Origin of the sequence: Nonomuraea sp. 3N208 (genome assembly GCF_052245935.1) — a bacterium.
Lineage (GTDB): Bacteria > Actinomycetota > Actinomycetes > Streptosporangiales > Streptosporangiaceae > Nonomuraea.
The window spans coordinates 173,905-200,696 of sequence record NZ_JBQQBR010000014.1 but is presented as its reverse complement, the minus strand read 5'-3'; the positions used below and the strand labels follow the sequence as shown (position 1 = coordinate 200,696).

The following is a 26,792-nucleotide window of genomic DNA, read 5'->3' as shown; positions in this document are numbered from 1 at the left end:
ACATCTAGTGGCCGTTCCCGCAACTACCCCAGCATGTTGTGGCTTTGGTCGCGTCCACCAATCCGAGATCCCGCAGGACGGCGCGGGTGCGCTCCACCTCGGAGCCGAGCCATCGCGTGAAGTCGTCGCCGCTGAGCGGGATCGAGATCCAGCCGGCCGCCCGGCAGGCGGCCTGCCAGCCGGGCGAGCCGGTGACGTCCTCGCACATACGGATGGCCGATTCGCGGCTCTCGTCCGGCATGTCGTCGGGCCCGAAGGCGGCTGTCCAGTCGGCGAAGTCCACGCGGACGCCGGACTCCAGCAACGTCGGCACATCGAGATCGGGCATCCGGACGGCGGAGGAGACGGTAAGCGCCCGCACCCGGCCCTTGGCGATGCTCGTACGCCAGTCCGCGAGCGTCCCCGCGGCGGCCACGGCCTTGCCGGACAGCAGCGCGACCCCGGCCTCCTGGCAGCTGGGGTAGCCGGTGTAGTCGACCTGCCTGGTGTCCGCCCCGAGCCCCTTGGCGATCAGGCCGAACAGCAGGTGGTCGGGCGCCCCCTGCGGCCCGCCCGCCAGCAACGTCTGCCCCGGCTGGGCGAGTAGGTGAGCGCCGAAGTCGGCGAAGTCCTTGAAGCGGGAGTTCGCGGGCACGACCACGACCTCCACGTCGCCGGCGAGCCTGGACAGCGGGGTGGCGGTGTGGAGCAGTGCCTTGCTGCTGTTCAGCTCGGCGTCGGCCAGCGCGGGCAGGCCGGTCAGGGTGATCCTCGTGCCGGCGCCGGTCTCGTACCCGGAGGTGCGGGCCGCGCCCGCGAACGCCTGTCCGACCCGGTCCCAGCGGCGCCCGCCAGGATTGATCGAGAACTCGGTCCGCCGGCCCGCCGCGCCGCGGGTGACGTGCTCGGTCCCGCAGCCGGCCGCGATCGCGGCCACGCCCAGCCCCCATGCGAAGAACCGCCGACGGCGCATGTGCCTCTCCTTCGCCTGCCCCTCCTTACCCTAAGTTATTCACCCATTACAGAGAGATGCACACGTAGGTGTTGAGATCACGCCGAAGACAGATCGCGAAATAGCGGGATTCATTCGGTCAAATAGCTACTTTTTCGCTGCTACTTTTTCGCCACGCCCGCCATCAGTGACGACGGCAACGACCAGTCCCCCACCAGTTTGGGCCGGTCAGGACGCCAGTCGACGGCTTGCACCAGCCCCGGCGGCTCCAGCACGAAGTCGCCGAAGAACGCACGGATCTCGGCAGGCGTACGATCGCCGCCGCTCGCCGCCGAGCCCTGCAGCCGCTCCTCCTCCAGCCGCCCTCGGGTGGTGGCGTGGGTGATCACCAGATAGCTGCCGGGGGGCATCCGCTCGCGCAGCGCGGCCACCGCCCGCTGCGGCTGCGCGGAGTCGGACAGGAAGTGCAGGATCGACACCAGCAGCACCCCGACCGGCTCGGCCAGGTCGAGGAAGCGCGCGGCCTGGGCCAGCACGTCATCGGGGTCCAGCAGGTCGGCCTCGACCACGACGGCCCCGCCCGAATCCGAGCTCCGTCGAGCTCCGTCGAGCTCCGCGAGCAGGGCCTTGGCGTGCGCGGCGACCACCGGGTCGTGGTCGACGTAGACGACCTGGGCCGCGGGTGCGACCTCGTGCGCGCTGCCCTGGGTCGGCAGCCCGCTGCCCAGGTCGAGGAACTGGCGTACCCCGGCGGCGGCCACGTACCGGACGGCACGCTGCAGGAAGGCCCGGTTGGCGCGGGCCAGCGGGACCGCCTCCGGGATCAGCTCGGCGAGCTGCTCGATGGCCAGACGGTCGACCGCGTAGTTGGCCGACCCGCCGAGCATGTAGTCGTACATGCGTGCGGGATTTGGCCTCTGTTGCTCGAACGGCCGCACAGTAATGAATTTATGTCGTTCGCAGCGGAATAACGAGGTTTGCGGCTGAATTGGGGGCCGATTACTCGACCGTTACGCTCTTCGCAAGATTGCGCGGCTTGTCCACATCGCGGCCGAGCGCGACCGCGGCGTGGTAGGCGAGCAACTGGAGCGGGAGCGTGAGCAGGATCGGGTCGAGCTCGATCTCGTTCTTGGGGATCACGATCACGTCGTCGGCCAGCTTGTGGTCGGGCTCGCGGTGCCCCACCATGAGGACCCGGCCGCCGCGGGCGCGGATCTCGCCGAGCGTGGTGAGGTTCTTGTCGAGCAGCTCGTCGTCGGGGACGATCGCGACCGTCGGCATGTCGGGGCCGATCAACGCGAGCGGTCCGTGCTTGAGCTCGCTGGCCGGGTACGCCTCGGCGTGCACGTAAGAGATCTCCTTGAGCTTCTGCGCGCCTTCCCTGGCCACCGGGTAGCCGCGCACGCGGCCGACGAACATCATGCTCGCGTGCGTGGCGTACTTCTCCGCCAGCTCGGCGATCTTGTCGCTCTGCGTGAGGATCTCCTCGATCTGCCCAGGCAGCCGGCGCAGACCCTCCACGATGCGCCGCCCGTCGGCCGGCGACAGGTCGCGCACCCGGCCCAGGTGCAGGGCGAGCAGCGCGAACGCCACCGAGGTGGAGGTGAACGCCTTGGTCGAGGCCACGGAGACCTCCGGCCCGGCGTGCAGGTAGATGCCGCCGTCCACCTCGCGTGCGATGGCGCTGCCCACGGCGTTGACGATGCCGATGACCCGGCCGCCCTTGCGCTTGAGCTCCTGCACGGCGGCCAGCGTGTCGTAGGTCTCGCCCGACTGGCTGATCGCGACGTACAGCGTGTTGGGGTCGACGACCGGGTTGCGGTAGCGGAACTCACTGGCCGGCTCGGCGTCGGACGGGATGCGCGCCAGCTCCTCGATGAGCTGCGCGCCGATCTGCCCCGAGTAGTACGCGGACCCACAGCCGATGATCTTCACGCGGCGGAAGCCGCGCGTCTCGCGGGCGTCCATGTTGAGCCCTCCGAGGTGCGCGACGTGGAAACGCTCGTCGAGGCGGCCGCTCATGGTGCGCGTGATCGTCTCGGGCTGCTCGGAGATCTCCTTGAGCAGGTAGTGCTCGTAGCCGCCGGTGTCGTAGTGGCCGGCGTCCCAGTCGACGGTCAGCGGCTCCTTGGCGGTCTCGCGGGCGTCGCTGGCGAAGGTGTGGAAGCCGTCGGCCTTGAGCACGGCCAACTCGCCGTCCTCCAGGTGCACGACCTGGCGGGTGTAGCGGACCAGGGCGGCCACGTCGGAGGCGGCGAACATCTCCTTCTCGCCGATGCCGAGCACGATCGGGCTGCCCATGCGGGCCACGACCACCTCGCCGGGCCGCTCGGCGTCGATGACGGCGATGCCGTACGTGCCGACGATGCTCTTGAGGGTCTTCCTGACCGCCTCCTCGAGGGTGTCGTTCTCGTCGGCGGCGTGGGCGATCAGGTGGGCGAGCACCTCGGTGTCGGTCTCCGAGGCGAACTCGACACCGTCGGCGATCAGTTTGGCGCGCAGCTCGCCGGCGTTCTCGATGATGCCGTTGTGCACGACCGCGATGCGCTGGTCGGCCGACAGGTGCGGGTGGGCGTTCTCGTCGCTGGGCACGCCGTGCGTGGCCCACCGGGTGTGCCCGATGCCCAAGCCGCCCTTGAACCGCGTGGGCACGACCTTGGCCAGGTCGGCCACCCGGCCTTTGCACTTGCGGAGCTTCAGCCCTTTGTTGGACACCACGATCCCCGCCGAGTCGTAGCCCCGGTACTCAAGCCGCTGCATGCCCTCCAGCAGGATGGGCGCCGCGTCCTTGGGGCCTACGTAGGCCACGATTCCGCACATCGAGGTCTCCTCTTTATCCGTAAACGATTCTGCGAAGCTGCCGGAGCGACAGCTCTGGCGCGGCCACGCGGCGGCCGCGTAATTCGGCGGCGATCCTGGGGAAGATCTCCTCGTTGGTATGGCCGCGGGACTTCAGCTCGCCGTGGCGGCGGCGGACGTACTCCTCGACGGACTCGAAGAAGTACGACAGCACGTCGGCGACCACCCGGGCGGCCTCGCCAGGGCCCAGTGGGCTCGTCCTGGTGAGGTGGGCGATGAGATCTTCGTACGGATGTCGTGCCGTGGACACAGAGAAGGACACTACGCATCTGGAACGAGACACGCCAACATCCTGCCCGATATCGGGCAGGATTTAACGCCAACCCCTCGGAGCTGGACGCTGGTAGTCCACATCTCGCACCCGATGTCCGTAACCCTCATGAACCTCATCCGTATCGTCCGGCCCGTCTGACACAGGCCTTTCAGGAAAACAGTTACGCTGAGTAGTCATATCGTGACGATCTATGGGGGAGATGTCATGCACATCTGGCTCGCCGCCATCCTTGCCGCCGGTGTGCTCACCGCGCCCGGGGAGGGTCTCGCCTCCGGGAGGCAGCACGATTTCGCCGCCGCCGCGCGCGAATTCGGGGTGCCGGTGAGCGTGCTGCTCGGGGTCGCGTACCTGGGCTCCCGCTGGGACGCGCACGGCGGGTGGCCGAGCACCGCCGGGGGGTACGGGCCGATGCACCTGGTGGACATGATCCCGGCAGGATCCTCCCTGATCGGCGACGCGCTGGGGGATGCGCGAGGGGACGACGCCCGGCCGATGCCGCGCCGGGCCGCCACGCCCCCGGCCACGGCTCTGCGTACCTCCCAGGCCGCGCCGCGGACGACGCTGCCCGAGGCCGGGCGGCTGGTCGGCGTCGATCCCGCCCGACTGCGGCACGACCCGGCCGCGAACATCCGCGCCGGTGCCGCCCTGCTCGCCTCCTATCAGGGCCGCTCCAGCACCGACCCGGCCGACTGGCACGGCGCGATCGCCCGATACTCGGGGGCGCAGGATCCGGCCGCGGCACGGGAGTTCGCCGACGAGGTGTTCGCGGTGATCCGGGAGGGGATGGAGCGCCGCACCGACGACGGGCACCTGATACGGCTGGACCCCGTACCAGGCCTGCGTGCTCCCCAGCCCGGCACGGACGTCGAGGGGCGTGCGAGCGCCGCCGGCGAGCAGGAGGCCGCCGACGCGGAGGCCAAGTCGGCCAGGCACGCAGGCGACCCCCAGCCGGTGGAAGGCGACGCTCAGGACGCCGGCGGCACGCTGCCCGGGGCCGGACAGCCGGCCCACGCCGGCGGACAGCTCCCCGGCGGCGGCTCCGGCGCCGGCGGTGATCTCGGCAGCGGCGAGGACCCCGGGGTAAGCGCGGAGACCGGCACCGTCCCCAACCCCAACGTCAGCGCGCAGACCAGCACCGTCGCCAACCCCGGGATCGGCGGAGAGACCGGCGCCGTCGCCAACCCCGTGGTAGGCGCGGAGACCGGCGCCGGCGTGGACGGCACAGGCGCTGCGCCGACGTCCGTGAACGGCCCTCTGTCCCAGGGCTGGAACGCCGAGCAGGCGGAGCCGCCGGTTCAGGGTGCCGGACAGGCGGAGTGCCCGACCACCCTCGCCTGCGAATGGATGCCCGCCGCCTACCAGCAATTCGGCAAGAAGAAGAACAGGGACTACGGCAACCACGACCGCATGATCCGCCCTCGATCCGTCGACTACATCGTCATCCACGACACGGAGGGCACCTACCAGGGCATCCCCTCCATGATCCGCAACCCGCAATACGTGAGCTGGCACTACACGATCCGCTCCAGCGACGGACATGTCGCCCAGCACGTGGCGACGAAGGACATCGCCTGGCACGCGGGCAACTGGGACGTCAACACCCGTTCCATCGGCATCGAGCACGAGGGCTACCTCGCGAAGGGAGGGACGTGGTACACGGAGGCGATGTACCGGGCGTCCGCCAAGCTCGTCCAGTACCTGGCCGGCAAGCACGGCGTCCCGCTCGACCGTGCCCACATCCTGGGCCACGACAACGTCCCGGGCACCACGCCGAAGGGCATCGCCGGCATGCACAACGACCCCGGCCCGTACTGGGACTGGGGCCACTACTTCGACCTGCTGAACAGCCCGCTGAAGGCGGTGGAGGGCGGCGACTCCGTCATGATCCGCCCGACGTACGGCAGCAACCGCCCCCGCTTCACCGGCTGCCTCACCGCCAAGGCCGGCCAGGACTGCCCGCCGCACGGCGCCACGACCGTGTGGCTGCACACGTCGCCGAGCGAGAGTGCCCCGCTGATCACCGACGTCGGCAAGCACGGGGGCAAGCCCAGCTCGTACAGCGTGTACGACCACGCGGCGCGCGCCTCGACCGGCCAGCGCTTCGCCGTCGCGGAGCGGCAGGGCGACTGGACGGCCATCTGGTACCTGGGCCAGAAGGCATGGTTCCACAACCCGGCCTCGAACCCCACCGCCGTCCCCGCCAAAGGCCCGCTGGTCACTCCGCTGAAGCCTGACACCCAGGTGTACGGCCGCGCCTATCCCGAGAAATCCGCCTACAGGCTGGCGTCGTACCAGCCGCTGACGCCGCTCCAGTACAAGATCGCCCCGGGGCAGACGTACACGGTGGGCGACACGATCACCGGCTCCTACTACGCCGCCGGCACGTTCCACCCGTCCAAGCACGTCACGACCACCGGCCAGACCAGCTACCACCAGATCCAGCTGGGCCACCGGGTGATGTTCGTCATGGCGAAGGACGTCCGCCTGATCAGCTGAATTTCACCCACGGGCCTTCGAGTGCGCGCGGGCACTCCGCGGAGACGATATGGTTTTCCCGTAGCCCGGCGCACGTCGCACGGGGTTCACGCGGAAGTGGCTCAGTGGTAGAGCATCACCTTGCCAAGGTGAGGGTCGCGGGTTCGAATCCCGTCTTCCGCTCGGAGCGAGACTCCTGGTGGAGTGGCCGAGAGGCGAGGCAGCGGCCTGCAAAGCCGTCTACACGGGTTCAAATCCCGTCTCCACCTCGGCGACCGGCGGACCATCCAGGATCCGCTAAAGTAAAGTGCAGCGCCATGCGGAAGTGGCTCAGTGGTAGAGCATCACCTTGCCAAGGTGAGGGTCGCGGGTTCGAATCCCGTCTTCCGCTCTGAGTTTCTAACTCAATATGGACGATTAGCTCAGCGGGAGAGCGCTTCCCTGACACGGAAGAGGTCACTGGTTCAATCCCAGTATCGTCCACCAGGCTCCATGGCAGATCAGCTCTGACCTGGTCAAACAGGAAACAAAGCCCTGGACTCCCGGCATATGTCGAGAGTCTGGGGCTTCTTGTTATTCCGGGTTGATCATGGCTGTTGTCGCCACCGGTGCTGACGTTGCGCTGACCCCTCATGCGGGTCCCACGACTTACCGGCGGCTCCCCCAGCGGGCTAGAGCCCGGACCCACGCGATGAGCAGGCCCCAGGCCGGCTACAAGCGTGCGCGCTGGATGGCGGCCAGATGACCCGGGCTGCCTTCATCGCAGGATCGCAGCGGCGATGATCGTGTGGATCCAGCGTTCCCACTGGTCGGGTGTCCACCCGCGTACGCCGGTGAGCAACAGGTAGACCTCGAAGCTGACCAGGGTGAAGATGATGTCGGCCGCCTCCTCGGTCGAAAGGTCCGGGCGCAGGGCCTGCTTGTCAGCGAGGAGCCCGGCGAGGTTGTGGTGGGCGGTGTAGCGCTGACCCTGGTTGGTCTCCCACTGGGCGGCCATCTCGGCATCGGAGCCGGCGGCGTCGCGGACGATCTTCATGATCGGCGCCACCCGGCCGAAGATGACGCGGCTGTTGGCCAGCCAGATGGCCAGCGCGCGGTGGCCGTCGGGCTCGTCGCGTACCTGCTCTACCCAGGGCCGGTCCAGCACCGGTATCGGATCGTCGTCGCCGACCGACAGCACGTCGATGATCTCTTTGAGAACCGTGGCCTTGTTGCCGAAGTGGAAGTACACCGTCTGCACCGCCACCCCGGCCGCGGCAGCGATCTGATCCAGGGTGGTCGAGGCGTACCCCTGCCGCAGGAACAGCTCCCGCGCGGCCTCGATGATCCGTCTCCGGGTGGTCCGCGCCTGGGCGGCCCGGCGGGTGCCTCTTCCGGTCGTGCTCTTGACAGGATCAGTCATTCGCTAGAGCCTACTACAAAGAAGTTCGCTAGAGCTTCCTCTAGCGAGACTCTATGGAGGTGCTCATGGATCCGGCCCTCAACGGCTTCCACCACGTCAAACTCCCGGTGACGGACGTAGAACGCAGCCGCGACTGGTACGAGCGCGTGTTAGGCCTGCGCCTCTTCATCGAGTTCGTCGAAGACGGCAAGCTCATGGGCGTCGCCCTCCGGGATGCGAACAACACCCTCGATGTGGCACTGCGCCAAGATCCGGTACGGGCCGCCGCGATGTCTGGATTCGACCCGATGGCCCTGTGCGTACCCACCCTGCGTGATCTGAAGGGCTGGCAGCAGCGACTGGACGACCTGGCCGAGCCGCACGGCGGCATCGTGACGGGTCACGTCGGCCAGGTGCTGGTCGGCCTGCACGATCCCGACGGCATCGAGATCCGCTTCTACCACCCCGCCCAGAGCGAGCCCGAGGACGCCCGATGAGCTTCGACCCCAGCGGCTATCTGCTCACCTCCACCGACGGGCCGCACCTGTGGTTCCTGGACACTCGGATGGCGGTGAAGGCCGGCGCCGACCAGACCGGCGGCGCCTTCACCCTCATCGAGTGGTCCGCCCCGGCCGGCTTCGGACCGCCCCAGCACATCCACGACCGCGAGGACGAGGCGTTCTACATCCTCGAGGGAAAGATCACCATCGACTGCGGCGACCACCACTGGACCGCCGGACCCGGCGACTTCGCCTTCCTGCCCCGCCGCATCCCGCACTCCTTCATCGTCACCGACGGACCAGTACGAGGTCTGCAGATCACCACGCCGTCGGGATTCGAGCAGTTCATCGCCGAACTCGGCCGCCCCGCGGAACATCCCGGCCTACCCGCCCCGGCCCCGCCCGACATCCCCTGCCTGATCGAGGCCGGCCAGCGCTACGGCCACCAGATCCTCGGCCCTGCCCCACGCCTTCGCTAACCGCCAGAACTCTCCGCTGCGCCTGCTGCAGCCGAGCAGGCTCCGCCTCTACACCCACCAGAGGGCGACCATGAGCGCGCTTCATCTGCTCGATGCCACGCCCTCCCCAGTCGCGTTGATCGCCGTGGCTTCGACGGCGATGTTGTTGTCGGCCGGCACCCCGGCCAAGGCCACAACGGCCGTGGAGGCGGGGCAGATGCGTGCTGCCGACGCGCCCCTGGCCTGGGGTCCGTACTACTCGCCGGGCGCCAGGCGAGCCAAGGCGCTCGGCACGGTCACCCCGACCGGCGAGGACCACGAGGTGATCCCGTCCGCCGCCACGCTGACCGTGTCCGGCAAGGTATCCGACCTGACCCTGACCTCCTCCTGCGGGTGGGCGGTGTTCAACATCGCCACGGTCAACGCTGCCGGCAACAAGGTGACCTGGAAGCCACACCACGTACGCACCTGCACCTACCGCACACCAAAGACCTTCTCCTTCAGCTACCACCGCGTGTACCAGGTCGACCTGAAGGTGTGCGCCGAGCGCCGGGCACCGGAGCCGTCGATCCAATGCACGACAGGCAATCCCGCCTGGGAGCCCATCTACATCTCCCCACACTGACCCGGCCTCCCGCCCGGATCGGGCCCGCAGGGAGAGCAGGGCCCGAAGGGTGACACCGGCCCGAAGGGTCCCCCGGGTCCAGCGGGAGCGGTCACCGTCTCTCACAAATCCGCCCTCGCCCTTGGCCACCATGCGACAGTGGGCACGTCGCGACCGGCGGCGGCTACGCGATCAGCAGCCCTTACAGCGCCAAGTATCCCTTCACGATCCTCTTCAACCCCGCCGTGATCACGAATGGGAAGCCGACCGGTTGGCAGTTCGTCGGCGGTAGCACCTTGGGGATCAGGGGCACTGTCTATGTGTTCTGTGTCCCGGGCTGACCACCCGCGGGATCGACCACGATGGTCTCGACGCCTCGGGCTTTGAAAGGTTCGAGGGAATCGGCGGTGGCGGACGCGTCCGTCACCAGGGTCCAGTGATCGGGCATGCGGGCCCAGGCATGGAACGGGCGGCGGCCCAGCTTTGCCGCGTGGACCAGGAGATAGACGCGGCGGGAACGCTTCATCATCAGCTCCTTCAGCCGCGTCTGCTGCAGGCTGGCCTCGCAGATGCCGTCCTCCGCCGTCACCCCGTCGGCGCCCAGGAAGACCCGGTCGAACGTCATGCGCTCCAAGGCCGCCTCCGCAAGCGGGCCGATGAAGCCCTGGCTCACGTGGCGGAGCGTGCCGCCCAGGCATTCGACCTGGACGCCGTGGGCTCCGGCCAGCTCCTGAAGGGCGTTCAGGCCCGTGGTGGCGACCGTCAGGTCCACCGCACGGCGCAGTTCGTGGGCCAGGGCGCCGGTGGTGGAGCCCGCGTCGAGGAGAACGGTTTCGCCAGGACGGATCTGGGAGGCGGCCCAGGCGGCGATGGCTCGTTTGGCGTCGAAAGCCTCGCCGATGCGCTGGCGCAGCGACGCCTCGGGGTGGGTGACCACCGCCATGGCGCCCCCGTACGTGCGGGCCAGCAGACCCGCGGCCTTGAGGTGAGCGAGGTCGCGGCGGATGGTGGAGGCCGTCACGCCCAGCTGGGCCGACAGCTCCTCGACGCTGGCCAGCCCGGTGGTGGTGGCCAGTCGGACGATCTCGTCGCGGCGTGCCTGTGCTGCGCGGCCCATCGGTGGTCCCTTCCCGTCACGCGCCCTGGGCCGACGACAGCTCGGCCGCCTGGCGGAGGGCTTCGATCATGCTACCGGCGTCGGCGACGCCCTTGCCCGCGATGTCGAACGCGGTGCCGTGGTCGACCGACGTCCTGATCACGGGCAGGCCGACGGTGATGTTGACACCTGCCTCGAGGCCGAGGATCTTGACCGGGCCGTGTCCCTGGTCGTGGTACATCGCCACGATGAGGTCGTAGTCACCGCGGCCCGCGAGGAAGAAGGCCGTGTCGGCGGGAAGCGGACCGTGGACGTTCATGCCCTCGGCGCGGAGGCGCTCGATGGCCGGGACGATCTTTTCTTCCTCCTCGCCGTACCCGAACAGGCCGTTCTCGCCGGCGTGTGGGTTGATGCCGCACACGCCGATCTTGGGACGGTCGAGGCCGGAGCCGCGCATGGCGGTCTCGCCGCGGCGGACGGTGCGCTCGACCAGGCCGGGCTCGATGCGGGCGACCGCGTCGATCAGGCCGATGTGGGTGGTGACGTGGATGACCTTGACCTTGGGTGTCGACAACATCATCGACACTTCCGCCGTGCCAGTGAGGTGGGCCAGGAGTTCCGTATGCCCGGGGTAGACGTGGCCGGCCGCGTGCAGGGCCTCTTTGTTGAGCGGTGCCGTGCAGATCGCCTGGACGTCGCCGGACATCGCCAGCTCGCTGGCCAAGCGGACGTACTCGTACGCGGCATGCCCCGCGATCCGGGACACCTTGCCCCACGGGAGGTCACCGGGAAGCAGGCCGGGGTCGATCACGTTGATCCGGCCCGGCTCGAACGTGGCCTCACCGACCCCCTCCACCGTGACCACCTCCGGCCGCACGCCGAGGATGCCGGCGGCCTTGCGCAGGCGTCCGGCGTCGCCGACGACGACCGGGCGGCAGAACGCGGAGACCTCGGGGGCGAGCAGCGCGCCGACGATGACCTCCGGTCCTACTCCGGAGCCGTCCCCCATGGTGAGGGCGATGAGAGGGATCATGTCAGCCTTTCGGTCGAGGGGAAGAGGTGCGGCCTGAGGTGGGCGGCTATGCGGAGGAGGCTGTCGCGGCCGCCGAAGCTGCCGGGTCTGGTGACGACCGACGCGCCTTGAGGAGTGCGGCTGTGCACGGCGCCATGGTGCACTTGGCCTACGGGTGTCAGCTCGCGGACGTCCAGCGCCTCCAGGACCCTCCTGGCGGTCTCACCGCCGGTCAGGACCAGGTCCGCGGGCTTCGTTCCGCCGTCGAGCGCCCGGCGGACGAGGTCGGCGAGGTCCGTGGTGAGGGTCGAGGGGGCCGCGGTGAGGGTCGAGGGGGCCGGGCACTCAACGGTCACGGTCACCACGGTGGGACCTGCGGTGAGCGCCTCACGGACGCGTGCCGCAGCGGCACCGTCGAGGCCAGCCGCGTCCAGGGTCACGGCTTGAGCACCGTGCTCGGCGAGCAGCCTGGCCTGCGCGGCCGCCGCCGGCTCCGCGGTGCCGACCACGACGAGCAGCGCGCCGGTTCCCGGTGACGCGTCACAGGCGCAAGTGCGGGCGGGTCGTGCGGCCGGTCGCCCAGCGGGCTCCAGGGCGCGGCCGAGGGCGGCGGCGAGGCCCCCTGCTCCGACGAGGCGGGTCCTGGGGTCGCCCTCGAGCGTGGCGGTGACGATGGCGTCCAGGTCGGCGTCCGTCTCCGCGTCGCACACGGCCACCTGCCCGGCATCGGCGGCCTCCGACAGCGCGGCCGCCAGGGATTCGCCGCCTACGCGTACGACGGCGAGAGGAACGAGGACCGAGGGAAGCCCGCCCAACACCTTGGCGACCGAGACAGGTGCAGGGCGGGGCTCTGCGTGCCATGCGCGCGTTTCACGCAGAGGCGTCCCGTACATGTAGGGGATGCCGCCGACGACCGTACGACCGGCGGACGGAAGCGCAGGAGCAAGCACGACGGGGACGGACGCGCAGGCGGCGAGCGTGGCGGCGACGGCGCCCCTGAGCAGGGAGTCGATCTTGACGAAGACACGGCGGTCGCCGGTGTGCCTCAGCGCTTCCCACACCACCTCCCCGGCCCGGGGATGGTGCCTGGTGTCGAGGTCGGCGACCAGGACCGGAGCCGGTGCGTAAGGCGGCCCGGATAGCGCGATTCGCGCAGGTCGCTCGCACGTCATGAGCACGGCCGCCGTCTCCGCCGCCCCTGACAAGTCGTCGGCCAGGGCGAACACGGCCGTCCGACCCATGCCCGCACCTCCAACTTCAGCAAATTGCGCGAATCACGCCGCAAGTATTGCACGAAACGCGCACGTTATGCCACAGTTGCCAACAAGTGAACGAAGGTGACGCGGATGTTTCCCGCACCCCCCGCTACGACATCCCACCTGGTCAACGGAGGGCTGATGTCTCAGTCCACACCCCCGGAGGTTTCCCGCCGCGCGTTCTTCAGGCTGGGAACCGGGCTCGCCGCCGGCTCACTCGCCGCCGGGTGCGCCGGGCCGACGGGCAGTCCCGCACCCGGCTCGATGGTGCTCGCCCTCAACCGCTCCCTGGTCTCCCTGGACAACAAGCTCAACCAGTTCGAAGCGGCGGTGACCGTGCAACGCGGCGTCCGCCAGGCCCTGACCCGGATCGGCCCGCGGCTCACCACGCAACCGGTGCTGGCCGAGAGCTTCGAGCTCACCGCACCGACGGAGTGGACGGTACGCCTGCGTCCCGCCGCCCGTTACTCCGACGGCTCCCCCGTCACCCCCAAGGATGTGGCGACCGCGCTGGAGATGTACCAGCAGGTCAGCGGCTCGTTCATCGCCACGTTCTTCCCCGAGTGGCCGGAGGTGACGGACGACGGCGGCGGCACGTTCCGGCTGCGCACGCGCAAGCCGCTGCCGATGCTCGACTTCCTGATGGCCAACATCCTCATCACCCCGTCCGGCGCCAACCAGCCGCAGGAACTGCAGAGCGGCCTCGGCAGCGGCCCCTACACGGTGACCGAGGCCGACCGCGGCACGGGCGTCTACACGCTGCGGGCCAACCCCGCGTACTGGGGGCAGAAACCGCGGGTGAGCACCGTGCACGTGCGGTTCATGCAGGAGGAGTCCAGCCGTGTCGTGGCGCTGCGCAGCGGCGAGATCGACGTGATCGACACGATCCCCCCCGACTCGGCCGAGCAGCTCAGGAACCTGCCCGACGTCGCGCTGGCCTCGGCCGTCGGCACCCGCATCAACCAGCTGTTCTTCAACTTCCGCAAGCCGCCGGGGCACCCGCTGGCCGACGCGCGGGTGCGCAGGGCGCTGACGTTCGCGGTGGACGGCCGCACGCTCGCCGAGGACGTGCTGCAGGGCACGGTGATCCCGGCCGAAGGCGTCGTCTCCCCCATCCTGGCGGGAGCTGTGAAGACCGGCCAGTACGTCCACGACCCCGCCATGGCCGCCCGGCTGCTCACGGAGGCGGGCATCAGACCGGGCGACCTCAACCTCAAGATCATCTGGGAGACCGGCGAGTTCCCGAGCGACAGCCTTCTCATGGGGGCCGGTGCGCACGCTCGTCCCGGCCGGCTCCGACGGCGGCGTCTTCGTCCGCCAGCCCATCGTGGTCGTGCCCGATGGCCGGTGGCTGCTGCCGATCTTCCGCTGCAAACGGCCCACGACCGGCAAGTGGGTGGGCGATGAGGACACCAGCGCCCTGTACGTGTCGGAGGACGGCGGCACGACCTGGACGTCCCAGGAGATCCCGGACAGCATCGGCTGCGTGCACATGAACGTCGTCCCGTTGGCCGACGGCACGCTGCTGGCCTTGTTCCGCAGCCGCTGGGCGGACGCGATCTACGAGTCCCGGTCGCCGGACGGCCGGACGTGGAGCGCGCCCGTGCCCACCGCCCTGCCCAACAACAACTCCTCCATCCAGGCCACCCACCTGGCCGACGGCCGGGTGGCGCTGGCGTTCAACCGCAGCAGCCGGGCCGACGCCACCGAGCGGCGCACCTCGCTCTACGACGAGATCGAAGGCCACGGGCAGAGCTCCGGCGCGGCGTTCTGGGGCGCGCCGCGGGCGCCGCTGACGCTGGGACTGTCCCGCGACGGCGGGCGCACCTGGCCCGACCTTCGCGACCTGGAGACGGGCGACGGCTACTGCATGACGAACGACTCCCGCGACGGGCTCAACAGGGAGCTGTCGTACCCGTCGATCACACAGACGGCCGACGGGGACGTGCACGTCGCTTACACCTACCACCGAAAAGTGATCAAGCACATCCGCATCGGCGCAGAGGAGATCGAGAGCGCATGACCGCAGCCGAGCTCGCCAGGAAGATCCGCAACCGGGAACGGGCCGTCGGCTACTGGGTGGTGCTTGACGCACCCGTCGCCACCGAGCGCCTGGCCCGGCTCGGGTACGACTACGTCGCCCTGGACGGCCAGCACGGGCTCATCGGTCATGCGGGCCTGCTGGCGAACCTCATGGCCATCGACGCCGGCGGCCGCTCGATCGGCCTGGTGCGGGTCGAGTCCGGCGACCCCGCGGTCATCGGCAGAGCCCTCGACTACGGCGCGGGCGGCGTGATCGTGCCTCTCGTGGACACGGCCGAGGACGCGGCCCGGGCCGTGTCCGCCGCCCGTTACCCCGGCACCGGCCGCCGCTCCTACGGCCCCATGCGCTCCATGTTGCGGATCGGCCCCACTCCGGCGGAGGCCGACGAGAGCGTGCTGGTCCTGGCCATGATCGAGACGCCGGACGGGCTGGCGAACATCGAGGCGATCTGCGCCACGCCCGGCCTGGACGGCGTGTACGTCGGCCCGTCCGACCTGTGCCTGGCCGTCGGCGGCAGGTTCCCGAACGATCCCGACGTCGCCGGCGTCTTCGAAGCGGCGCTGGAGCGCATCCGGACGGCCGCCGAGCGGGCCGGGATCGCGGCCGGCATCCACAACCCCACCGGCGAGCAGGCCGCCCGCCGCCTGGCCGAGGGTTTCACGTTCGCCACCGTTGCCTCCGACCTCGTCCACCTCGAGCAGGCCGCGGCCGCGCAGCTGAAGGCCGCGCGGGGCGGCGCCTGAAGGGTTCCTCCTCGGCGCATTGCTCGTGTCACCCGACGGCCCAAGCTGAAGCGGCCTGCCAAGAGTCTCACGGCCAGGTGTTGGCCTCGGCCTCGAACACCTCCCTGTCGCTCTCCACGGGCAGCACGCACAGCAGATGCCCTCCGGGAGCGCGCAGGATCCGGCACTCCATCCACTGCGACACCTGGGTCGCACCGAGCGCCACCAGGCGCGCCGTCTCGGCCTCCACGTCATCGGTCTCGATGTCGAGGTGGAAGCGGGGCGCGTCGTCGACCGCCTGGACGGCCGTGACGAGGCCGGGAATCGCCTGGTGGAGCGAGATGAACTGCTCCTCGCCCTGGAGGGGACGGGCGGTGGCGCCGAGCGCGGCCGCCCAGAAGGCCGCGGCCCGGTCGGCCTCGGGCGCGGGGGTGTCGATGAGGAGGGCGTAGACGCGGCTGCGATGCACGACCGCTCACCTTAGCGAAGCCGCAGGCCGTTGGCGCATCCCTTGCCGTCCGCATGCCGACCCTCGGCGAAATGTCGCCCAGCGCGAACTTTTGATGCCGCTGCGTGCATAGACCGTTTCGGCCCGGGTAGCGCCGTGGCATTGACTCCTCGGAGGAGGAAACCGTGGACATCAACATAGGCCAGGGCATCCAAGACGCCTGGCGGCAAATAGCGACGTTCGTTCCGAGGCTGGTCGCGTTCCTGGTGATTCTCTTCATCGGGTGGATCGTGGCCAAGGCTCTGGAGAAGATCGTCAACAAGATTCTGGAACGGGTGGGGTTCGAGCGGGCGGTGGAGCGCAGTGGTGTGCGCCGCTGGCTGGAGCGGAGCAAGTACGACGCCAGCGGCCTGCTGGCGAGGATCGTCTTCTACGCGATCATCCTGGTCACCCTGCAGATAGCGTTCAGCGTCTTCGGGCCGAACCCGATCTCGGCGCTGCTGACCGCCGTGGTGGCCTGGCTGCCCATGGCCCTCGTCGCCATCGTGATCATCGTGGTGGCCGGCGCCATCGCCAGGGGCGTCAGGGACATCCTGAACGGGGCGCTCGGCGGGCTGTCGTACGGCCGCTGGATCGCCACCGCCGCGGCGGTGTTCATCTGGGCGCTGGGCATCATCGCGGCGCTCAACCAGATCGGCGTGGCCACCACGGTCACGACTCCGGTGCTGATCACCGTGCTCGCCACCATAGGAGCCATCGCGGCCATCGGCATCGGCGGCGGGCTCGTCCGGCCGATGCAGCAGCGCTGGGAGCGCTGGCTGGGCCGGATCGAGGAGGAGGCGCCGCAGGCCAAGGCGCACGCGGAGGCGTACCAGCGTGGGCGCCAGGACGCCGCGGCGATGACCGAGGAAACGGCGCCCATCCGCACCACTCCGGGGGCTCCGTCCCGGCCGGAGGACATGCCGCCGACGTCGGGCCCGCCCCGCTCGGACATGCCGCCGCCCTCGGGCCCGCCCCGCTCGGACATGCCTCCTGGCTGACCCACCGTCGGAGATGCCTCCTGGCTGACCCACCGTCGGACATGCCGCATAGCCGGCCCGGACGGCGACCCGCCCACTCGGCCCCACCTCCGAGCCGAGCGGGGCGGGTGGCTCGCCGGTCAGCGGGTCCGGTGGGCCCCGGTCAGGCGGGGAGTTCGTCGTTCAGGAAGCCGAGCTCGCGGGCGAGCCAGCAGACCGCCGTCAGCCGCAGGGCCGCGGCGTCGAGCTCCGCGGGCTCGCCGGTGAAGGCCCAGCCGCGGTGGCGGAGCTCGTCGAGGAAGCCGAGCAGGTAGTCGCCCAGGGTCTCGCGATCCAGCGGGATCGCATCACGCAGCACAGCAGCGTGCTGGTCCACGGCCGCGACGAGCCCGGGCTCGCTGCCCATCCGCGCGAGCTGGGTGTCGCCTAGCTCGCCCATCAACCACCGAAAGGGCGAAGCCGCCCAACCTTCCTCAAAGACCACCAAACAACCCTAAAGCATTTTCCAAGGTCAGCTGCCATATGGCAGGCCGACGTAGTTCTCCGCGAGCGTCGTAGCCGCGGCCTCGGACGAGGTGACGTAGTCCAGATACGACAGCTGCAGCCGCCGCCCGTAGGCGTCGTCGTCCTCGAACGTGTGCAGCAACGTCGTCATCCACCACGAAAAGTGTTGCGCTCGCCACACCCGCTTCAGGCACGCCTGCGAGTACCCGTCCAGCAGCGCGGTGGAGCCGTCCGAGAAGTACGCGGCCAGCGCCTCGGTGAGCACGCGCACGTCCGCCACGGCCAGGTTGAGGCCCTTCGCCCCGGTGGGCGGCACGATGTGGGCGGCGTCCCCGGCCAGGTAGAGCCGCCCGTACTGCATGGGTTCGACCACGAAGGACCGCATCGGCGTGACGCCCTTCTCGGTGATCTCCCCGGTGGTCAGCGTGAAGCCGGGCACGCTCTCCAGCCGTTCCTTCAGCTCGTCCCAGATCCGCTCGTCCGGCCAGTCCTCGATCCGGGTGTCGGCGGGAACCTGCAGGTAGAAGCGGCTGACGGTGGGCGAGCGCATGCTGTGCAGCGCGAAGCCGCGCTCGGTCCTGGTGTAGATCAGCTCCTCCGATGACGGCGTGACGTTGGCCAGGATGCCGAGCCAGGCGAAGGGATATTCACGCTCGAAAACGCTCAGGACGCCCTCGGGGATGGACGGCCGGGTCACGCCGTGGAAGCCGTCGCAGCCGGCGATCACGTCGCAGTCGAGCCGCTCGCCATCGAACGTCACGTACGGCTCGGACTCCAGCCCGTGCACGGCCACGTCCTCCACCTCGAACCGCACGTCGCCGCCCGCCGCCAGCCTGGCCGCGATGAGATCCTTGACGACTTCCTGCTGCCCGTACACCGTGATCGACCTGCCGGGGACGAGCTTCTCGAACGGGATGCGGTGGCCTGCGCCGCCGTACCTGAGCTCGATGCCGTGGTGCGGCAGCCCTTCGCGCAACATCCGCTCGCCGACGCCCGCCTCGACAAGCGTGTCGACGGTGCCCTGCTCCAGCACGCCGGCCCGCACCCGCCGCTCGACGTAGTCGCGGCTGCGCTTCTCCAGCACCACGGAGGAGATGCCGCGGAGGTGGAGCAAATGAGACAGCAGCAGGCCAGCTGGGCCCGCGCCAATGATCCCGACCTGAGTTCGCATGAGGGAAGCATCCTGCCTCGAGCGGGGTAGGCCGAGTGTCTGCTTCCACTGAGCGGAATATTGGTGTGGAATGATTACGAGCATGTCAGGCGGATCCCGTGAGCCAGGCCGCACCGTGACGTCCAAGGTGCTGGCCCTGCTCGGCGCGTTCGACGCGGCCCACCCTCAGCTCACGCTGACGGACCTGGCCAGGCGGAGCGGGGTGCCGCTGAGCACGGCGCACCGGCTGGTGGCCGAGCTGGAGGAGTGGCAGGCGCTCAGCCGCGACCCCGACGGGCGGCTGCGGGTGGGGCTGCGGCTGTGGGAGCTGGGCCAGCTCGCCCCGGACAGGCTGCTCGGCCTGGCGCATCCCTGGTTGCAGGAGCTGTTCGTCACCACGGGCGAGAACGTGCACCTGGCGGTCCGCGACGGACTCGAGGTGCTGTACGTGGACAAGGTGTACGGCCGGCGCGCGGTCCCCATCGTCTCCAGGACCGGCGGCCGGCTGCCGATGCACCCGACGGGCGTGGGCAAGGCGCTGCTGGCGTACGAGCCCGACTGGTTCGTCAAGTCCTACCTGGCCCGCAAGCTCGAGCGGCCCACCCGGCACACGATCACGGAGCCGGGCCGGCTGGCCAGGGAGCTGGCGGCGGTCCGGGCCCAGGGCTACGCGCTCACGTACGAGGAGATGACGCTGGGCTCGTGCTCGGCCGCGGCCCCGATCCTGGTGGACGGGCGGCCCGTGGCGGCCGTGGGCATCGTGGTGGCCTCCCGGCGCGCCCGCGAGCTGCCCCGCCTCATCGATCCCCTGTTGAACGCCGCGGCCGCGATAGCGAAAGCTAGTCCCCCATCCTCTGGATCCGGTCCTTGAACAACGTGGTGGCGATGGCGGCCCGGTGCGGCTGCCCCCTGAGGAACGCCTGGGCGAAGTTCTTGGCCTGCTCGTAGGAGACCTTGGCCGGCAAAGGCGGCTCGTTCGGGTTGACGTCCACGTCGACCAGCGCCGGGCCGTCGTGCGCGAGCGCCTGCCCGATGATCAGGCCCACGTCGTCCGACTTGGTCACTTTGGCCCCGAACCCGCCGCACGACCGGGCCCAGGCCGAGAAGTCGGCCTCCGGCTCCGGGTACCGCACGCCGTGCTCCGGGTAGCCGAGCACCATCTGCTCCCACAGGATCTGGCCGAGCGAGTTGTTGTTGTTGACGATCACCTTGATCGGCAGCCGCTGCTGGACGGCCGTCAGGAACTCGGCCATCAGCATCGAGAAGCCGCCGTCGCCGACGTACGCGATGACCTGCCGGCCGGGGTAGGCGTGCTGCATCGCGATGGCGTACGGCAGCCCGTTCGCCATCGTGGCCAGCGTCCCCGACAGGTAGAACTCGCGCTCGCCGCGGATCGTCCAGTGCCGGGCCGCCCAGGTGGCGACGGTGCCGCTGTCGCACGTCATGATGGCGTCGTCGGCGGCGAGCTCGTCGAGCATGGAGACGGGGTACTGCGGCGCGATCGGGTCGCGCTCGGGGTTCTCCAGCGTGTCCATGCTGGCCCGCCACTCGGCCATCATTCGCTGATATTTCTCCAGATGGGCGTTGCCGTCCCGGCGGGACAGCAGCGGCAGCAGTGCCGCCAGCCCCTCCTTGGCATCGCACACCACCGGCACGTCGGTCGCGATCCGCGCCCCCGCCCTGGTCGGCTCCGCCTCGAACTGCACCACCCGCGCCTTGCCCGGCTCCGGCAGGAACTTCGAGTACGGGAAGTTCGTGCCCACCATGAACAGCACGTCGGCGTCGTCCATCAGCTCCTCGCTCGGCCGGGTGCCGAGCAGCCCGATCCCGCCGGTCGTGTACGGCGAGTCGTCCGGGATGACGGCCTTGCCGGGCAGCGTCTTGACCACGGGCGCGCCGAGCGCCTCGGCCACGGCCAGCACCTCCTGCCGGGCGTGCAGCGCGCCCTGCCCGACCAGCATGGCGGGGCGCTCGGCATGGTTGAGCACCTCGGCCGCCCACTCGACGTCCTCCTGCCGGGGAATGCCGGACGGTCGCAGGTAGACGGGCGCGGTCTGCGGCAGCCTGGCCGGCGCGACGTGCTGGTACGGGTCCGCGCCCGCCTCGGCCACCTGGATGTCGTTGGGCAGGGTCAGATGGGAGACCCCACGCCGGGCGTACGCCGTCCTGACCGCCTGGTCCACCAGCGACGGCAGCTGCGCCGGATTGGTGACCATCATGTTGTACTCGGCCACGTCGGAGAACAGCTTGTCCAGGTGGACCTCCTGCTGGTAGCCGGTGCCGAGCACGGACGTCTCCTGCATGCCGGTGATCGCCAGCACGGGCACGTGGTCCAGCTTGGCGTCGTAGAGTCCGTTGAGCAGGTGGATCCCGCCCGGCCCCGAGGTGGCCAGGCAGACCCCGATGCGCCCGGTGGCCTTGGCGTAGCCGGTGGCCATGAAGGCCGCGGCCTCCTCGTGGTGGACGAGGACGAAGCGCACCCGGTCGCGATGGCGCCGCAGCCCCTCCATGATGCCGTTGATGCCGTCGCCCGGCAGGCCGAAGACGGTGTCCACGCCCCACTCCGCGAGCCGTTCGATCAAGGATTCCGATGCGATTCGAGCCATGCGAGCGGCCCTACCCCACATCGCCGCGCCCATGTCAAGGGTGCGGATTCGAGGGTAGAGGGGCGGCATGCGCATTTTGGTCACGGGAGCCACGGGCACGCTGGGCAGGGCCTTGGTGCCCGCGCTGGTCAAGGCGGGTCACCAGGTGCGGGCGCTGAGCCGTACCAAGAGGGAGAGCCGCGGGAACGTCGAGTGGATGTGGGGCGACCTGTTCTCCGGCAACGGCGTGCCGGAAGCCGTCGCCGGTGTGGAGGCGATCGCGCACCTGGCCACGAGCGGCCGCAAGGGGCGCGGCGCGGTGGACATCCCGGGCACCCGGCTGCTCGTGATGGCCGCCCGCGAGGCCGGGGTCGGCCACCTGCTGCTCACCTCGATGGTCGGCGCGGACCGCGCGCCCGTCGGCTATCTCCGGTACAAGCTGGAGGCCGAGCGCCTGGTCGAAGAGAGCGGCCTGGGCTGGACGGTGCTCCGCGCCACCCCGTTCCACCAGTGGCTTCACCAGCGGCTGCGGGACTTCTCCGCGCTGCCGGTGTTGCCGGTCGACCCGACCGTGCCCTGGCAGCCGGTCCACACGGGCGAGGTCGCCGCCCAGGCGGCCGGCCTGCTGGCCGCCGGCCCGCAGCGCACCGAGATCGAGTACGGAGGCCCACAGGTGCTCGACACCGCGGAGCTGACCAGGACCTGGCTGCGTGCCCAGCACCTGCGCCGCGCCTGCCTGCCCGTCCGCTACCCCGGCCGTCTGTACGCGTCCATGCGCGCCGACCTCCTGACCACGGACGCGACCCCCAAGGGCGAGATCACCTGGCAGGACTACCTGGCCCCACCCCCGCCGGTCCTCTCGGACGACTTCGCCTCCGAGCACACCGCCTCCCCGACCAGCCCGGCCACCCAGCCGGAGCAGGACCCCGACCGGCACGTCTACGGCGGCGACGAGGGTTACGAACGCCCGACCCGCGGCTGACGCCAGGCAGCTCGGGCACCAGGCAGCTCAGGCACCGGGCGGGCCGGAGGCGCCGCCCCAGGGGTCGTAGTCGACCTCCAGCGGCTCCTGGGGCGGCCGCTCCCCCTCCGGCACATGCTGCAAGTTGACCCGGATGCGATACCACACGCTGCTGCGCCCCCGCATCCCGTCCACCAGCACGTCGGCGGGCTCCAGCTTGGCCGCCACCTCGGGATGCCGGGCCTTCCACCGCTCGAACCCCGCCATCGCCTCGTCCTTGTGCTCGGCTCTCGCGATCTCGATGACCGGCATCGTCTGCTGCCTGCGCCCACTGCCCTTGGGCGGCTTGGGTGCGGGCCCGAGCTCCTCGGCGAGCGCCAGCAGCCCGTCCAGGGACCCGGCGTGCAGGTCCATGTCCTCCCAGGGATCGCCGATCTCGGCCAGCCGCTGGGGCACGGTGTCGATGGTGAAGAGCTCCGGCCGGCACCCGGGCACCTCGTCCCAGGTCAGCGGCGTGGACACCCGGGCGTCCTGCACGGCACGCACCGAATAGGCGGAGGCCACGGTCCGGTCATAGGCGTTTTGGTTGAAGTCCACGAACACGCCGTGCCGCTCCTCCTTCCACCACCGGCTGGTGGCCAGGTCGGGGGCTCGCCGCTCGACCTCCCGCGCCACCGTCTCGGCCGCCTTGCGTACCTTCGCGAACGGCCAGCGCCGCTCGATCCGCGCGTACACGTGGAACCCGCGCGACCCGGACGTCTTGGGCCAGGCCACCAGCCCGTGGTCGGCCAGCACCTCCCGCGCCACCTGGGCGGTCTTCAGCACGTCGGCCCAGTCGACGCCCGGCACCGGGTCGAGGTCGATGCGCAGCTCGTCGGGCTTGGCGAGGTCGTCGGAGCGCACCGGATGCGGGTTGAGATCGACGCACCCCAGGTTGACCACCCACAGCAGCTGCGCCAGGTCGGTGCACACAACCTCCTCGGCGCTGAGCCCCGACCGGTATTTGAGCTCGGCCACCTCGATCCAGTCGGGCCGCTTGGCCGGGGCGCGCTTCTGGAAGAACGCCTCCTGCTCGATCCCGTGCACGAACCGCTTGAGCACCATCGGCCGCCCGTGCACGCCGCGCAGCGCGGCCTCCCCCACCGTCTCGTAGTAGCGGATCAGGTCGAGCTTGGTGTGCCCGGCCTGGGGGAAGACCACCTTGTCTGGGCTGGTGACGCGGACCTCGCGCCCGGCGACCTTGATGTCAGGCATACGGTCACGATACGCGGCGTCCCTCTCATTTCTCCGTGTCATCCGCGCCCGGCGGCACGTGGCAGGCGCAGCAGGCCGGAGACCCGCGCCGCCGCGGCATCCACCAGTGTGCCCGGCAGTGGTCGTCCCAAAGAGCGGACCTCTGGAGCGGCCGCGGCGTCGGACAGCGCATCGGGCAACGTGCGAGCCAGCTCCTCGATTCTTGGCATGTCCGTCGGTCCCGGCCAGCAACCAGTTAAAGACGAGCGCGTCCACGAAAGCCCGCACCGAACCCTGCGCCTCATGGGGTGGCTGCACCCGGCGGAACAAGCCGACGATCTCCTCAGGGCCAGGGCCGCCCTCACTCTGGTATTTGTGCACTGGATGGATTCCGAGGGACTGGCATAGGTCCTCCTGGTGCACCCGGACCCACACATCGTTCGCCCGGAGCCTGTCATAGCGCTCAACGACCACGGCGGTCTGGTCGCCGAAGGTCCGGATATCGGTCCGAGCCGCGGTCAACCCCACGGCCCGGGCGGCGCGGAGGCAGAGGTGCTCGTTGACGTCCTGGTCGATGAGGTCGGGGATGGCCGGCTTGATGATGTGCGTTGTAGGGATCCGCCCCCACGTTCGTCCCCATTTGCCACCCTCGCATAGGAGCGCCACTTTGGCCTGCACTCCAGCAAGGCTGAACTGCCCTTCCTCCGGACCGGAGTGCCATGCAGCGGAGTCGTGGTTCAGGCCGTGCACTATCTGCGCGATCCCGCCTCGTCCAGCCATTCGACGCCACCCGCATCGAGAACCCGCTCGTAGTGGCGCAAGGGGACGAACTGCGCAGCACCTCCTGGTCATAGGAGAACCGGATCCGGCCCATGGCGTCCTGCGTCAGCTCACCGACGCAGATGCCGTTCAGCAGGACCATCAGCGTGCGACCGGGCATCAGGGGTTCCTTCGTACGGCTGCGAGGACCTCATCCAGGTCGATGGGATGGCCAGGGGGCATCGCCCGCCTGGGCACGGCACGATCGTTGATCTCCATGGTGAGTCCCAGCACGCCCAGCGTCCGCATGACCAGGCCGAGTTCCAGCGTGTTCCGGCCGCCCTCCAGTCGGACGATCCACTGACGGCTCACCCCGACCTCGTCCGCCACCGCCTGCTGCGTCCGGCCAAGCGCCCGGCGTCGCTCACGTACGAGCGCGCCAAGCTCCATCGGAGTTCTCACGTACATGGCACCTCAGCAGTTGTCAACGTTCGGCGACATCAGCCTACTTGTCGCCGTACGGTGACACCAGTTTATTTCCTGGGCCGGTTGTGGGTCCTGCTTACCGAACCGAGCGACGACCATCCCCAGAAAATCCGCCCACCAGTCCTCCCGCCACGCCCATCGGTCGAGCAACTGCCACTAGATCGCGCCGAACTCACCATGGCGGCCGGCGCCGGCGGCGAAGCGGGCCGCTCCCTCAGCGGCGTCGGGCAGGGAAACCAGGCCGTGGCGCAGCTCGTTCCGCATGGCCTCCTCCTCGCCGAGCCCGTCCTGCTCCAGCACCGACAGCCGGTCGCCGCGCAGGCAGGCCTGCGGGAAGCGGGCGATCTCGCGCGCCAGCTCCTCGGCGTGCCGCCGGGCCGTCCCGGTAGGGACGAGCCGGTTGACCAGCCCCATCTCGTATGCCTCCCGCCCGCCCACCGGTCGCCCAGTGAGGATCATGTCCATGGCCCTGGACGCCCCGATAAGCCTGGGCAGGCGCACGGTGCCGCCGTCGATCAGCGGCACGCCCCAACGGCGGCTGAACACCCCGAACACCGCGTCCTCCTCCGCCACCCGCAGATCGCACCAGAGCGCGAGCTCCAGCCCGCCCGCGACGGCGTGCCCGGACACAGCGGCGATGACCGGCTTGCCCAGGCGCATCCTGGTCGGCCCCATCGGCCCGTCACCCTCCTCACCGACATGATTGTCGAGCGCCTTGAGGTCGGCCCCTGCGCAGAACGTGCCACCCTCGCCCCACAACACGGCCACGTCGGCGTCGGAGCCCTCGAAAGCACGGAACGCGTCCGCCAGGGCGTCGGCGGTCTTGCGATCGACGGCGTTGCGCGCCTCCGGCCTGCTGATCACCACGGTGATGACCGGCCCCTGGCGCTCCACGCGTACGGTCATGCGCTCCTCCTGGTGAACGTACCGGAGCTCGGATTCTCCTCGGGGAACCGTGCCGAGCGTACGCTGCACGCCAGGGTTCGGGCCAGCACCCTAGCGGCGGCGCGACCGGGCAACCCACGGTGCGGGTGGTGGGGGAACCCTCCCGGTGCCGACGGCGGCGGCGGCGGCGACGCGACGGGCGAAGAACGGAAGCGCGGACACGCACAGAACCAGCACCGCGAACACTCCAACCCCGGTCCACTGGTATGCGCCCGCAACGAACCTCGCCGTCATCAGCCCCTTCGAGTCCGCGGTGACCTCGGCGGGAAAGCCCTGGTCGTGCCGGTCCTCCTCCCCCGTCCGGATCTCGTGGACGCGTGCGCCCGGGCAGCGGACCGTGTGCACATAGGTGGTATTCGTCCTTCCTCCCCGTGCGCGCGTGGTCTCCGTATCGACCTCAGTCACCGTGCACGTCTGCCTCTCGCCGAGCGCCGCCAGCGCGACCGTTCCGCCGGCCACGGGCGCGAGGCCTATGAGGGCACCCCACATCCCGCAGGCGAGGACCACTATGACAATCGATGCCACGGGCCGGACCAGAACCTGTCGCGGCCAGCCGCCGATCAGGGCAACCCCGACGGTGTAGCAGAGCGCCCCAGCCAGCCCGAGTAACACCGTGACCACCGTCAGGTGCGGGGGAAAGATGTGGATCAACGTGCCGATCACGGTCAGGGCCGCGGCGATGACGATGAAGACGGTTCCGGTTCGCTGCCTCATTGCGATGAGCGTAGAGAGGCGCGGTATAGATCAGCTATAGCGGGACGCCCGAGGCCTTTTCCGTGGCGGTCACCATAAACTGCGGGTACGTGGCGACGTAGCGGCTGGTGTGGTCGGCGCGCGAGCTCTCGAACCCGGCAACCGTGGCACGCACCTCGTGGTCGGTGACCAGATCCGGCATTGTTCTCTGGAACACGCGCAGGGCGCTCACCATGAAGTCGCCGAACCCGGTGCCCATCTCGACGTTTGTTGCGCAACGTTATGTCGAAGTCGTCGACGACGAAACCGGCGCCTTCGACCAGCGTGGGGAGCTTGGCGCCGATCAAGCTGTCGGTGCCTGAAGCAGCAGTGACCCTCGGCCAGGCGTCACGCACCA

General features: G+C 69.9%; 27 protein-coding genes, 4 tRNA genes and 2 pseudogenes. 14 read left to right on the top strand and 19 right to left on the bottom strand.

The window, feature by feature from the left end; translation table 11 throughout:
* Positions 1-4: 4 nt before the first annotated feature.
* The 4 genes from ACTWPT_RS22760 to ACTWPT_RS22745 all read right to left on the bottom strand — a co-directional run bounded on the left by ACTWPT_RS22760 (position 5) and on the right by ACTWPT_RS22745 (position 4,040).
* Positions 5-952, bottom strand: a complete 948-nt coding sequence (locus ACTWPT_RS22760) for a tripartite tricarboxylate transporter substrate-binding protein (protein ID WP_443179442.1) — start codon at positions 950-952, stop codon at positions 5-7.
* 140 nt (positions 953-1,092) lie between these two features.
* Positions 1,093-1,869 carry an SAM-dependent methyltransferase gene (locus tag ACTWPT_RS22755; protein ID WP_443179441.1) on the bottom strand — a complete coding sequence of 259 codons (777 nt, stop codon included), beginning with the start codon at positions 1,867-1,869 and terminating at the stop codon, positions 1,093-1,095.
* Between the two features lie 61 nt (positions 1,870-1,930).
* Positions 1,931-3,751, bottom strand: a complete 1,821-nt coding sequence (glmS, locus tag ACTWPT_RS22750; protein ID WP_443179440.1) for a glutamine--fructose-6-phosphate transaminase (isomerizing) — start codon at positions 3,749-3,751, stop codon at positions 1,931-1,933.
* A 13-nt stretch (positions 3,752-3,764) separates the two neighbouring features.
* Positions 3,765-4,040, bottom strand: coding sequence for a hypothetical protein (locus tag ACTWPT_RS22745; protein WP_443179439.1), 276 nt, complete (start codon positions 4,038-4,040; stop codon positions 3,765-3,767).
* 228 nt (positions 4,041-4,268) lie between these two features.
* On the opposite strand from ACTWPT_RS22745, the gene ACTWPT_RS22740 reads away from it, so the two are divergent.
* From ACTWPT_RS22740 to ACTWPT_RS22720, 5 genes are all read left to right on the top strand, one after another.
* Positions 4,269-6,560, top strand: a complete 2,292-nt coding sequence (locus ACTWPT_RS22740; RefSeq protein WP_443179438.1) for an N-acetylmuramoyl-L-alanine amidase — start codon at positions 4,269-4,271, stop codon at positions 6,558-6,560.
* A gap of 90 nt (positions 6,561-6,650) precedes the next feature.
* A tRNA-Gly gene (locus ACTWPT_RS22735) sits at positions 6,651-6,722 on the top strand.
* A gap of 15 nt (positions 6,723-6,737) precedes the next feature.
* A tRNA-Cys gene (locus ACTWPT_RS22730) sits at positions 6,738-6,808 on the top strand.
* 50 nt (positions 6,809-6,858) lie between these two features.
* Positions 6,859-6,930, top strand: a tRNA-Gly gene (locus ACTWPT_RS22725).
* Positions 6,931-6,950: 20 nt separating this feature from the next.
* Positions 6,951-7,025, top strand: a tRNA-Val gene (locus ACTWPT_RS22720).
* A gap of 271 nt (positions 7,026-7,296) precedes the next feature.
* Here ACTWPT_RS22720 and ACTWPT_RS22715 read toward each other — a convergent pair.
* Complete coding sequence (locus ACTWPT_RS22715; protein WP_443179437.1) at positions 7,297-7,941, bottom strand: TetR/AcrR family transcriptional regulator; 645 nt, start codon at positions 7,939-7,941, stop codon at positions 7,297-7,299.
* Positions 7,942-8,006: 65 nt separating this feature from the next.
* On the opposite strand from ACTWPT_RS22715, the gene ACTWPT_RS22710 reads away from it, so the two are divergent.
* The 3 genes from ACTWPT_RS22710 (at position 8,007) to ACTWPT_RS22700 (ending at position 9,503) form a co-directional block, all read left to right on the top strand.
* Positions 8,007-8,417, top strand: a complete 411-nt coding sequence (locus ACTWPT_RS22710) for a VOC family protein (protein WP_443179436.1) — start codon at positions 8,007-8,009, stop codon at positions 8,415-8,417.
* Entirely contained in the window at positions 8,414-8,899 is a 486-nt protein-coding gene (locus ACTWPT_RS22705; RefSeq protein WP_443179435.1) for a quercetin 2,3-dioxygenase, read from the top strand. Before ACTWPT_RS22710 ends, ACTWPT_RS22705 begins: the two co-directional genes overlap by 4 nt.
* 70 nt (positions 8,900-8,969) lie before the next feature.
* Positions 8,970-9,503: a hypothetical protein gene (locus ACTWPT_RS22700; protein WP_443179434.1), complete on the top strand. Its 534-nt coding sequence runs from the start codon at positions 8,970-8,972 to the stop codon at positions 9,501-9,503.
* 295 nt (positions 9,504-9,798) lie between these two features.
* On the opposite strand, the gene ACTWPT_RS22695 is transcribed toward ACTWPT_RS22700, so the two are convergent.
* From ACTWPT_RS22695 to ACTWPT_RS22685, 3 genes are read right to left on the bottom strand one after another with little or no spacing between them, the layout of a single operon-like run.
* Complete coding sequence (locus ACTWPT_RS22695; RefSeq protein WP_443179433.1) at positions 9,799-10,599, bottom strand: DeoR/GlpR family DNA-binding transcription regulator; 801 nt, start codon at positions 10,597-10,599, stop codon at positions 9,799-9,801.
* A gap of 16 nt (positions 10,600-10,615) precedes the next feature.
* Complete coding sequence (gene pdxA / locus ACTWPT_RS22690; protein ID WP_443179432.1) at positions 10,616-11,611, bottom strand: 4-hydroxythreonine-4-phosphate dehydrogenase PdxA; 996 nt, start codon at positions 11,609-11,611, stop codon at positions 10,616-10,618.
* Entirely contained in the window at positions 11,608-12,831 is a 1,224-nt protein-coding gene (locus ACTWPT_RS22685; protein ID WP_443179431.1) for a four-carbon acid sugar kinase family protein, read from the bottom strand. Before ACTWPT_RS22685 ends, pdxA begins: the two co-directional genes overlap by 4 nt.
* A gap of 105 nt (positions 12,832-12,936) precedes the next feature.
* On the opposite strand from ACTWPT_RS22685, the pseudogene ACTWPT_RS22680 reads away from it, so the two are divergent.
* The 3 genes and pseudogenes from ACTWPT_RS22680 to ACTWPT_RS22670 all read left to right on the top strand — a co-directional run.
* A pseudogene (locus ACTWPT_RS22680) lies at positions 12,937-14,043 on the top strand (ABC transporter substrate-binding protein); the annotation flags it as partial.
* A gap of 73 nt (positions 14,044-14,116) precedes the next feature.
* Positions 14,117-14,869: an exo-alpha-sialidase gene (locus tag ACTWPT_RS22675; protein ID WP_443179430.1), complete on the top strand. Its 753-nt coding sequence runs from the start codon at positions 14,117-14,119 to the stop codon at positions 14,867-14,869.
* A complete protein-coding gene (locus ACTWPT_RS22670; protein ID WP_443179429.1) occupies positions 14,866-15,633 on the top strand; it encodes an HpcH/HpaI aldolase family protein in 768 nt (255 codons plus the stop codon). Before ACTWPT_RS22675 ends, ACTWPT_RS22670 begins: the two co-directional genes overlap by 4 nt.
* Positions 15,634-15,700: 67 nt before the next feature.
* On the opposite strand, the gene ACTWPT_RS22665 is transcribed toward ACTWPT_RS22670, so the two are convergent.
* Positions 15,701-16,081: a VOC family protein gene (locus tag ACTWPT_RS22665; RefSeq protein WP_443179428.1), complete on the bottom strand. Its 381-nt coding sequence runs from the start codon at positions 16,079-16,081 to the stop codon at positions 15,701-15,703.
* Between the two features lie 170 nt (positions 16,082-16,251).
* Between ACTWPT_RS22665 and ACTWPT_RS22660 the strand changes: the two genes are divergently transcribed.
* Entirely contained in the window at positions 16,252-17,100 is an 849-nt protein-coding gene (locus ACTWPT_RS22660) for a mechanosensitive ion channel family protein (protein ID WP_443179496.1), read from the top strand.
* Between the two features lie 142 nt (positions 17,101-17,242).
* On the opposite strand, the gene ACTWPT_RS22655 is transcribed toward ACTWPT_RS22660, so the two are convergent.
* Both ACTWPT_RS22655 and pobA read right to left on the bottom strand, forming a co-directional pair.
* Positions 17,243-17,518 carry a DUF6401 family natural product biosynthesis protein gene (locus ACTWPT_RS22655; RefSeq protein ID WP_443179427.1) on the bottom strand — a complete coding sequence of 92 codons (276 nt, stop codon included), beginning with the start codon at positions 17,516-17,518 and terminating at the stop codon, positions 17,243-17,245.
* 72 nt (positions 17,519-17,590) lie between these two features.
* Complete coding sequence (pobA, locus tag ACTWPT_RS22650; protein ID WP_443179426.1) at positions 17,591-18,754, bottom strand: 4-hydroxybenzoate 3-monooxygenase; 1,164 nt, start codon at positions 18,752-18,754, stop codon at positions 17,591-17,593.
* 82 nt (positions 18,755-18,836) lie between these two features.
* On the opposite strand from pobA, the gene ACTWPT_RS22645 reads away from it, so the two are divergent.
* Positions 18,837-19,604, top strand: coding sequence for an IclR family transcriptional regulator (locus tag ACTWPT_RS22645; protein WP_443179425.1), 768 nt, complete (start codon positions 18,837-18,839; stop codon positions 19,602-19,604).
* Here ACTWPT_RS22645 and ACTWPT_RS22640 read toward each other — a convergent pair.
* A complete protein-coding gene (locus ACTWPT_RS22640; protein ID WP_443179424.1) occupies positions 19,573-21,339 on the bottom strand; it encodes a thiamine pyrophosphate-dependent enzyme in 1,767 nt (588 codons plus the stop codon). The two genes, ACTWPT_RS22645 and ACTWPT_RS22640, sit on opposite strands and share 32 nt — an antisense overlap.
* A 67-nt stretch (positions 21,340-21,406) precedes the next feature.
* Here ACTWPT_RS22640 and ACTWPT_RS22635 point away from each other — a divergent pair, with 67 nt between their 5' ends.
* A complete protein-coding gene (locus ACTWPT_RS22635) occupies positions 21,407-22,300 on the top strand; it encodes an SDR family oxidoreductase (RefSeq protein ID WP_443179423.1) in 894 nt (297 codons plus the stop codon).
* A gap of 27 nt (positions 22,301-22,327) precedes the next feature.
* On the opposite strand, the gene ligD is transcribed toward ACTWPT_RS22635, so the two are convergent.
* The 7 genes and pseudogenes from ligD to ACTWPT_RS22600 all read right to left on the bottom strand — a co-directional run bounded on the left by ligD (position 22,328) and on the right by ACTWPT_RS22600 (position 26,654).
* Positions 22,328-23,533 (bottom strand): non-homologous end-joining DNA ligase, encoded by a 1,206-nt coding sequence (gene ligD / locus ACTWPT_RS22630; RefSeq protein ID WP_443179495.1) that lies wholly within the window; start codon positions 23,531-23,533, stop codon positions 22,328-22,330.
* A gap of 38 nt (positions 23,534-23,571) precedes the next feature.
* Positions 23,572-23,742, bottom strand: a complete 171-nt coding sequence (locus ACTWPT_RS22625) for a hypothetical protein (protein ID WP_443179500.1) — start codon at positions 23,740-23,742, stop codon at positions 23,572-23,574.
* A gap of 43 nt (positions 23,743-23,785) precedes the next feature.
* Positions 23,786-24,292, bottom strand: a pseudogene (locus ACTWPT_RS22620) (HipA domain-containing protein); the annotation flags it as partial.
* Between the two features lie 159 nt (positions 24,293-24,451).
* On the bottom strand, positions 24,452-24,733 hold the full coding sequence (locus tag ACTWPT_RS22615; RefSeq protein ID WP_443179422.1) for a helix-turn-helix domain-containing protein: 282 nt from the start codon (positions 24,731-24,733) through the stop codon (positions 24,452-24,454).
* A 180-nt stretch (positions 24,734-24,913) separates the two neighbouring features.
* A complete protein-coding gene (locus ACTWPT_RS22610) occupies positions 24,914-25,663 on the bottom strand; it encodes a crotonase/enoyl-CoA hydratase family protein (RefSeq protein ID WP_443179421.1) in 750 nt (249 codons plus the stop codon).
* Positions 25,664-25,753: 90 nt separating this feature from the next.
* Complete coding sequence (locus tag ACTWPT_RS22605; RefSeq protein ID WP_443179420.1) at positions 25,754-26,416, bottom strand: hypothetical protein; 663 nt, start codon at positions 26,414-26,416, stop codon at positions 25,754-25,756.
* A gap of 34 nt (positions 26,417-26,450) precedes the next feature.
* Complete coding sequence (locus ACTWPT_RS22600) at positions 26,451-26,654, bottom strand: hypothetical protein (RefSeq protein ID WP_443179419.1); 204 nt, start codon at positions 26,652-26,654, stop codon at positions 26,451-26,453.
* Between the last annotated feature and the right edge of the window lie 138 nt (positions 26,655-26,792).

Bases quoted from the DNA above. Each gene is read 5' to 3' on its own strand.
- ACTWPT_RS22685 (WP_443179431.1), bottom strand. From the start codon at position 12,831: ATGGGTCGGACGGCCGTGTTCGCCCTGGCCGACGACTTGTCAGGGGCG.
- ACTWPT_RS22715 (WP_443179437.1), bottom strand. From the start codon at position 7,941: ATGACTGATCCTGTCAAGAGCACGACCGGAAGAGGCACCCGCCGGGCC.
- ACTWPT_RS22605 (WP_443179420.1), bottom strand. From the start codon at position 26,416: ATGAGGCAGCGAACCGGAACCGTCTTCATCGTCATCGCCGCGGCCCTG.
- ACTWPT_RS22740 (WP_443179438.1), top strand. From the start codon at position 4,269: ATGCACATCTGGCTCGCCGCCATCCTTGCCGCCGGTGTGCTCACCGCG.
- ACTWPT_RS22625 (WP_443179500.1), bottom strand. From the start codon at position 23,742: ATGCCAAGAATCGAGGAGCTGGCTCGCACGTTGCCCGATGCGCTGTCC.
- ACTWPT_RS22710 (WP_443179436.1), top strand. From the start codon at position 8,007: ATGGATCCGGCCCTCAACGGCTTCCACCACGTCAAACTCCCGGTGACG.
- glmS (WP_443179440.1), bottom strand. From the start codon at position 3,751: ATGTGCGGAATCGTGGCCTACGTAGGCCCCAAGGACGCGGCGCCCATC.
- ACTWPT_RS22700 (WP_443179434.1), top strand. From the start codon at position 8,970: ATGAGCGCGCTTCATCTGCTCGATGCCACGCCCTCCCCAGTCGCGTTG.
- ligD (WP_443179495.1), bottom strand. From the start codon at position 23,533: ATGCCTGACATCAAGGTCGCCGGGCGCGAGGTCCGCGTCACCAGCCCA.
- ACTWPT_RS22640 (WP_443179424.1), bottom strand. From the start codon at position 21,339: ATGGCTCGAATCGCATCGGAATCCTTGATCGAACGGCTCGCGGAGTGG.
- ACTWPT_RS22705 (WP_443179435.1), top strand. From the start codon at position 8,414: ATGAGCTTCGACCCCAGCGGCTATCTGCTCACCTCCACCGACGGGCCG.
- pdxA (WP_443179432.1), bottom strand. From the start codon at position 11,611: ATGATCCCTCTCATCGCCCTCACCATGGGGGACGGCTCCGGAGTAGGA.
- ACTWPT_RS22645 (WP_443179425.1), top strand. From the start codon at position 18,837: ATGTCAGGCGGATCCCGTGAGCCAGGCCGCACCGTGACGTCCAAGGTG.
- ACTWPT_RS22655 (WP_443179427.1), bottom strand. From the start codon at position 17,518: ATGGGCGAGCTAGGCGACACCCAGCTCGCGCGGATGGGCAGCGAGCCC.
- ACTWPT_RS22600 (WP_443179419.1), bottom strand. From the start codon at position 26,654: ATGGGCACCGGGTTCGGCGACTTCATGGTGAGCGCCCTGCGCGTGTTC.
- ACTWPT_RS22610 (WP_443179421.1), bottom strand. From the start codon at position 25,663: ATGACCGTACGCGTGGAGCGCCAGGGGCCGGTCATCACCGTGGTGATC.
- ACTWPT_RS22635 (WP_443179423.1), top strand. From the start codon at position 21,407: ATGCGCATTTTGGTCACGGGAGCCACGGGCACGCTGGGCAGGGCCTTG.
- ACTWPT_RS22760 (WP_443179442.1), bottom strand. From the start codon at position 952: ATGCGCCGTCGGCGGTTCTTCGCATGGGGGCTGGGCGTGGCCGCGATC.
- ACTWPT_RS22670 (WP_443179429.1), top strand. From the start codon at position 14,866: ATGACCGCAGCCGAGCTCGCCAGGAAGATCCGCAACCGGGAACGGGCC.
- ACTWPT_RS22695 (WP_443179433.1), bottom strand. From the start codon at position 10,599: ATGGGCCGCGCAGCACAGGCACGCCGCGACGAGATCGTCCGACTGGCC.
- pobA (WP_443179426.1), bottom strand. From the start codon at position 18,754: ATGCGAACTCAGGTCGGGATCATTGGCGCGGGCCCAGCTGGCCTGCTG.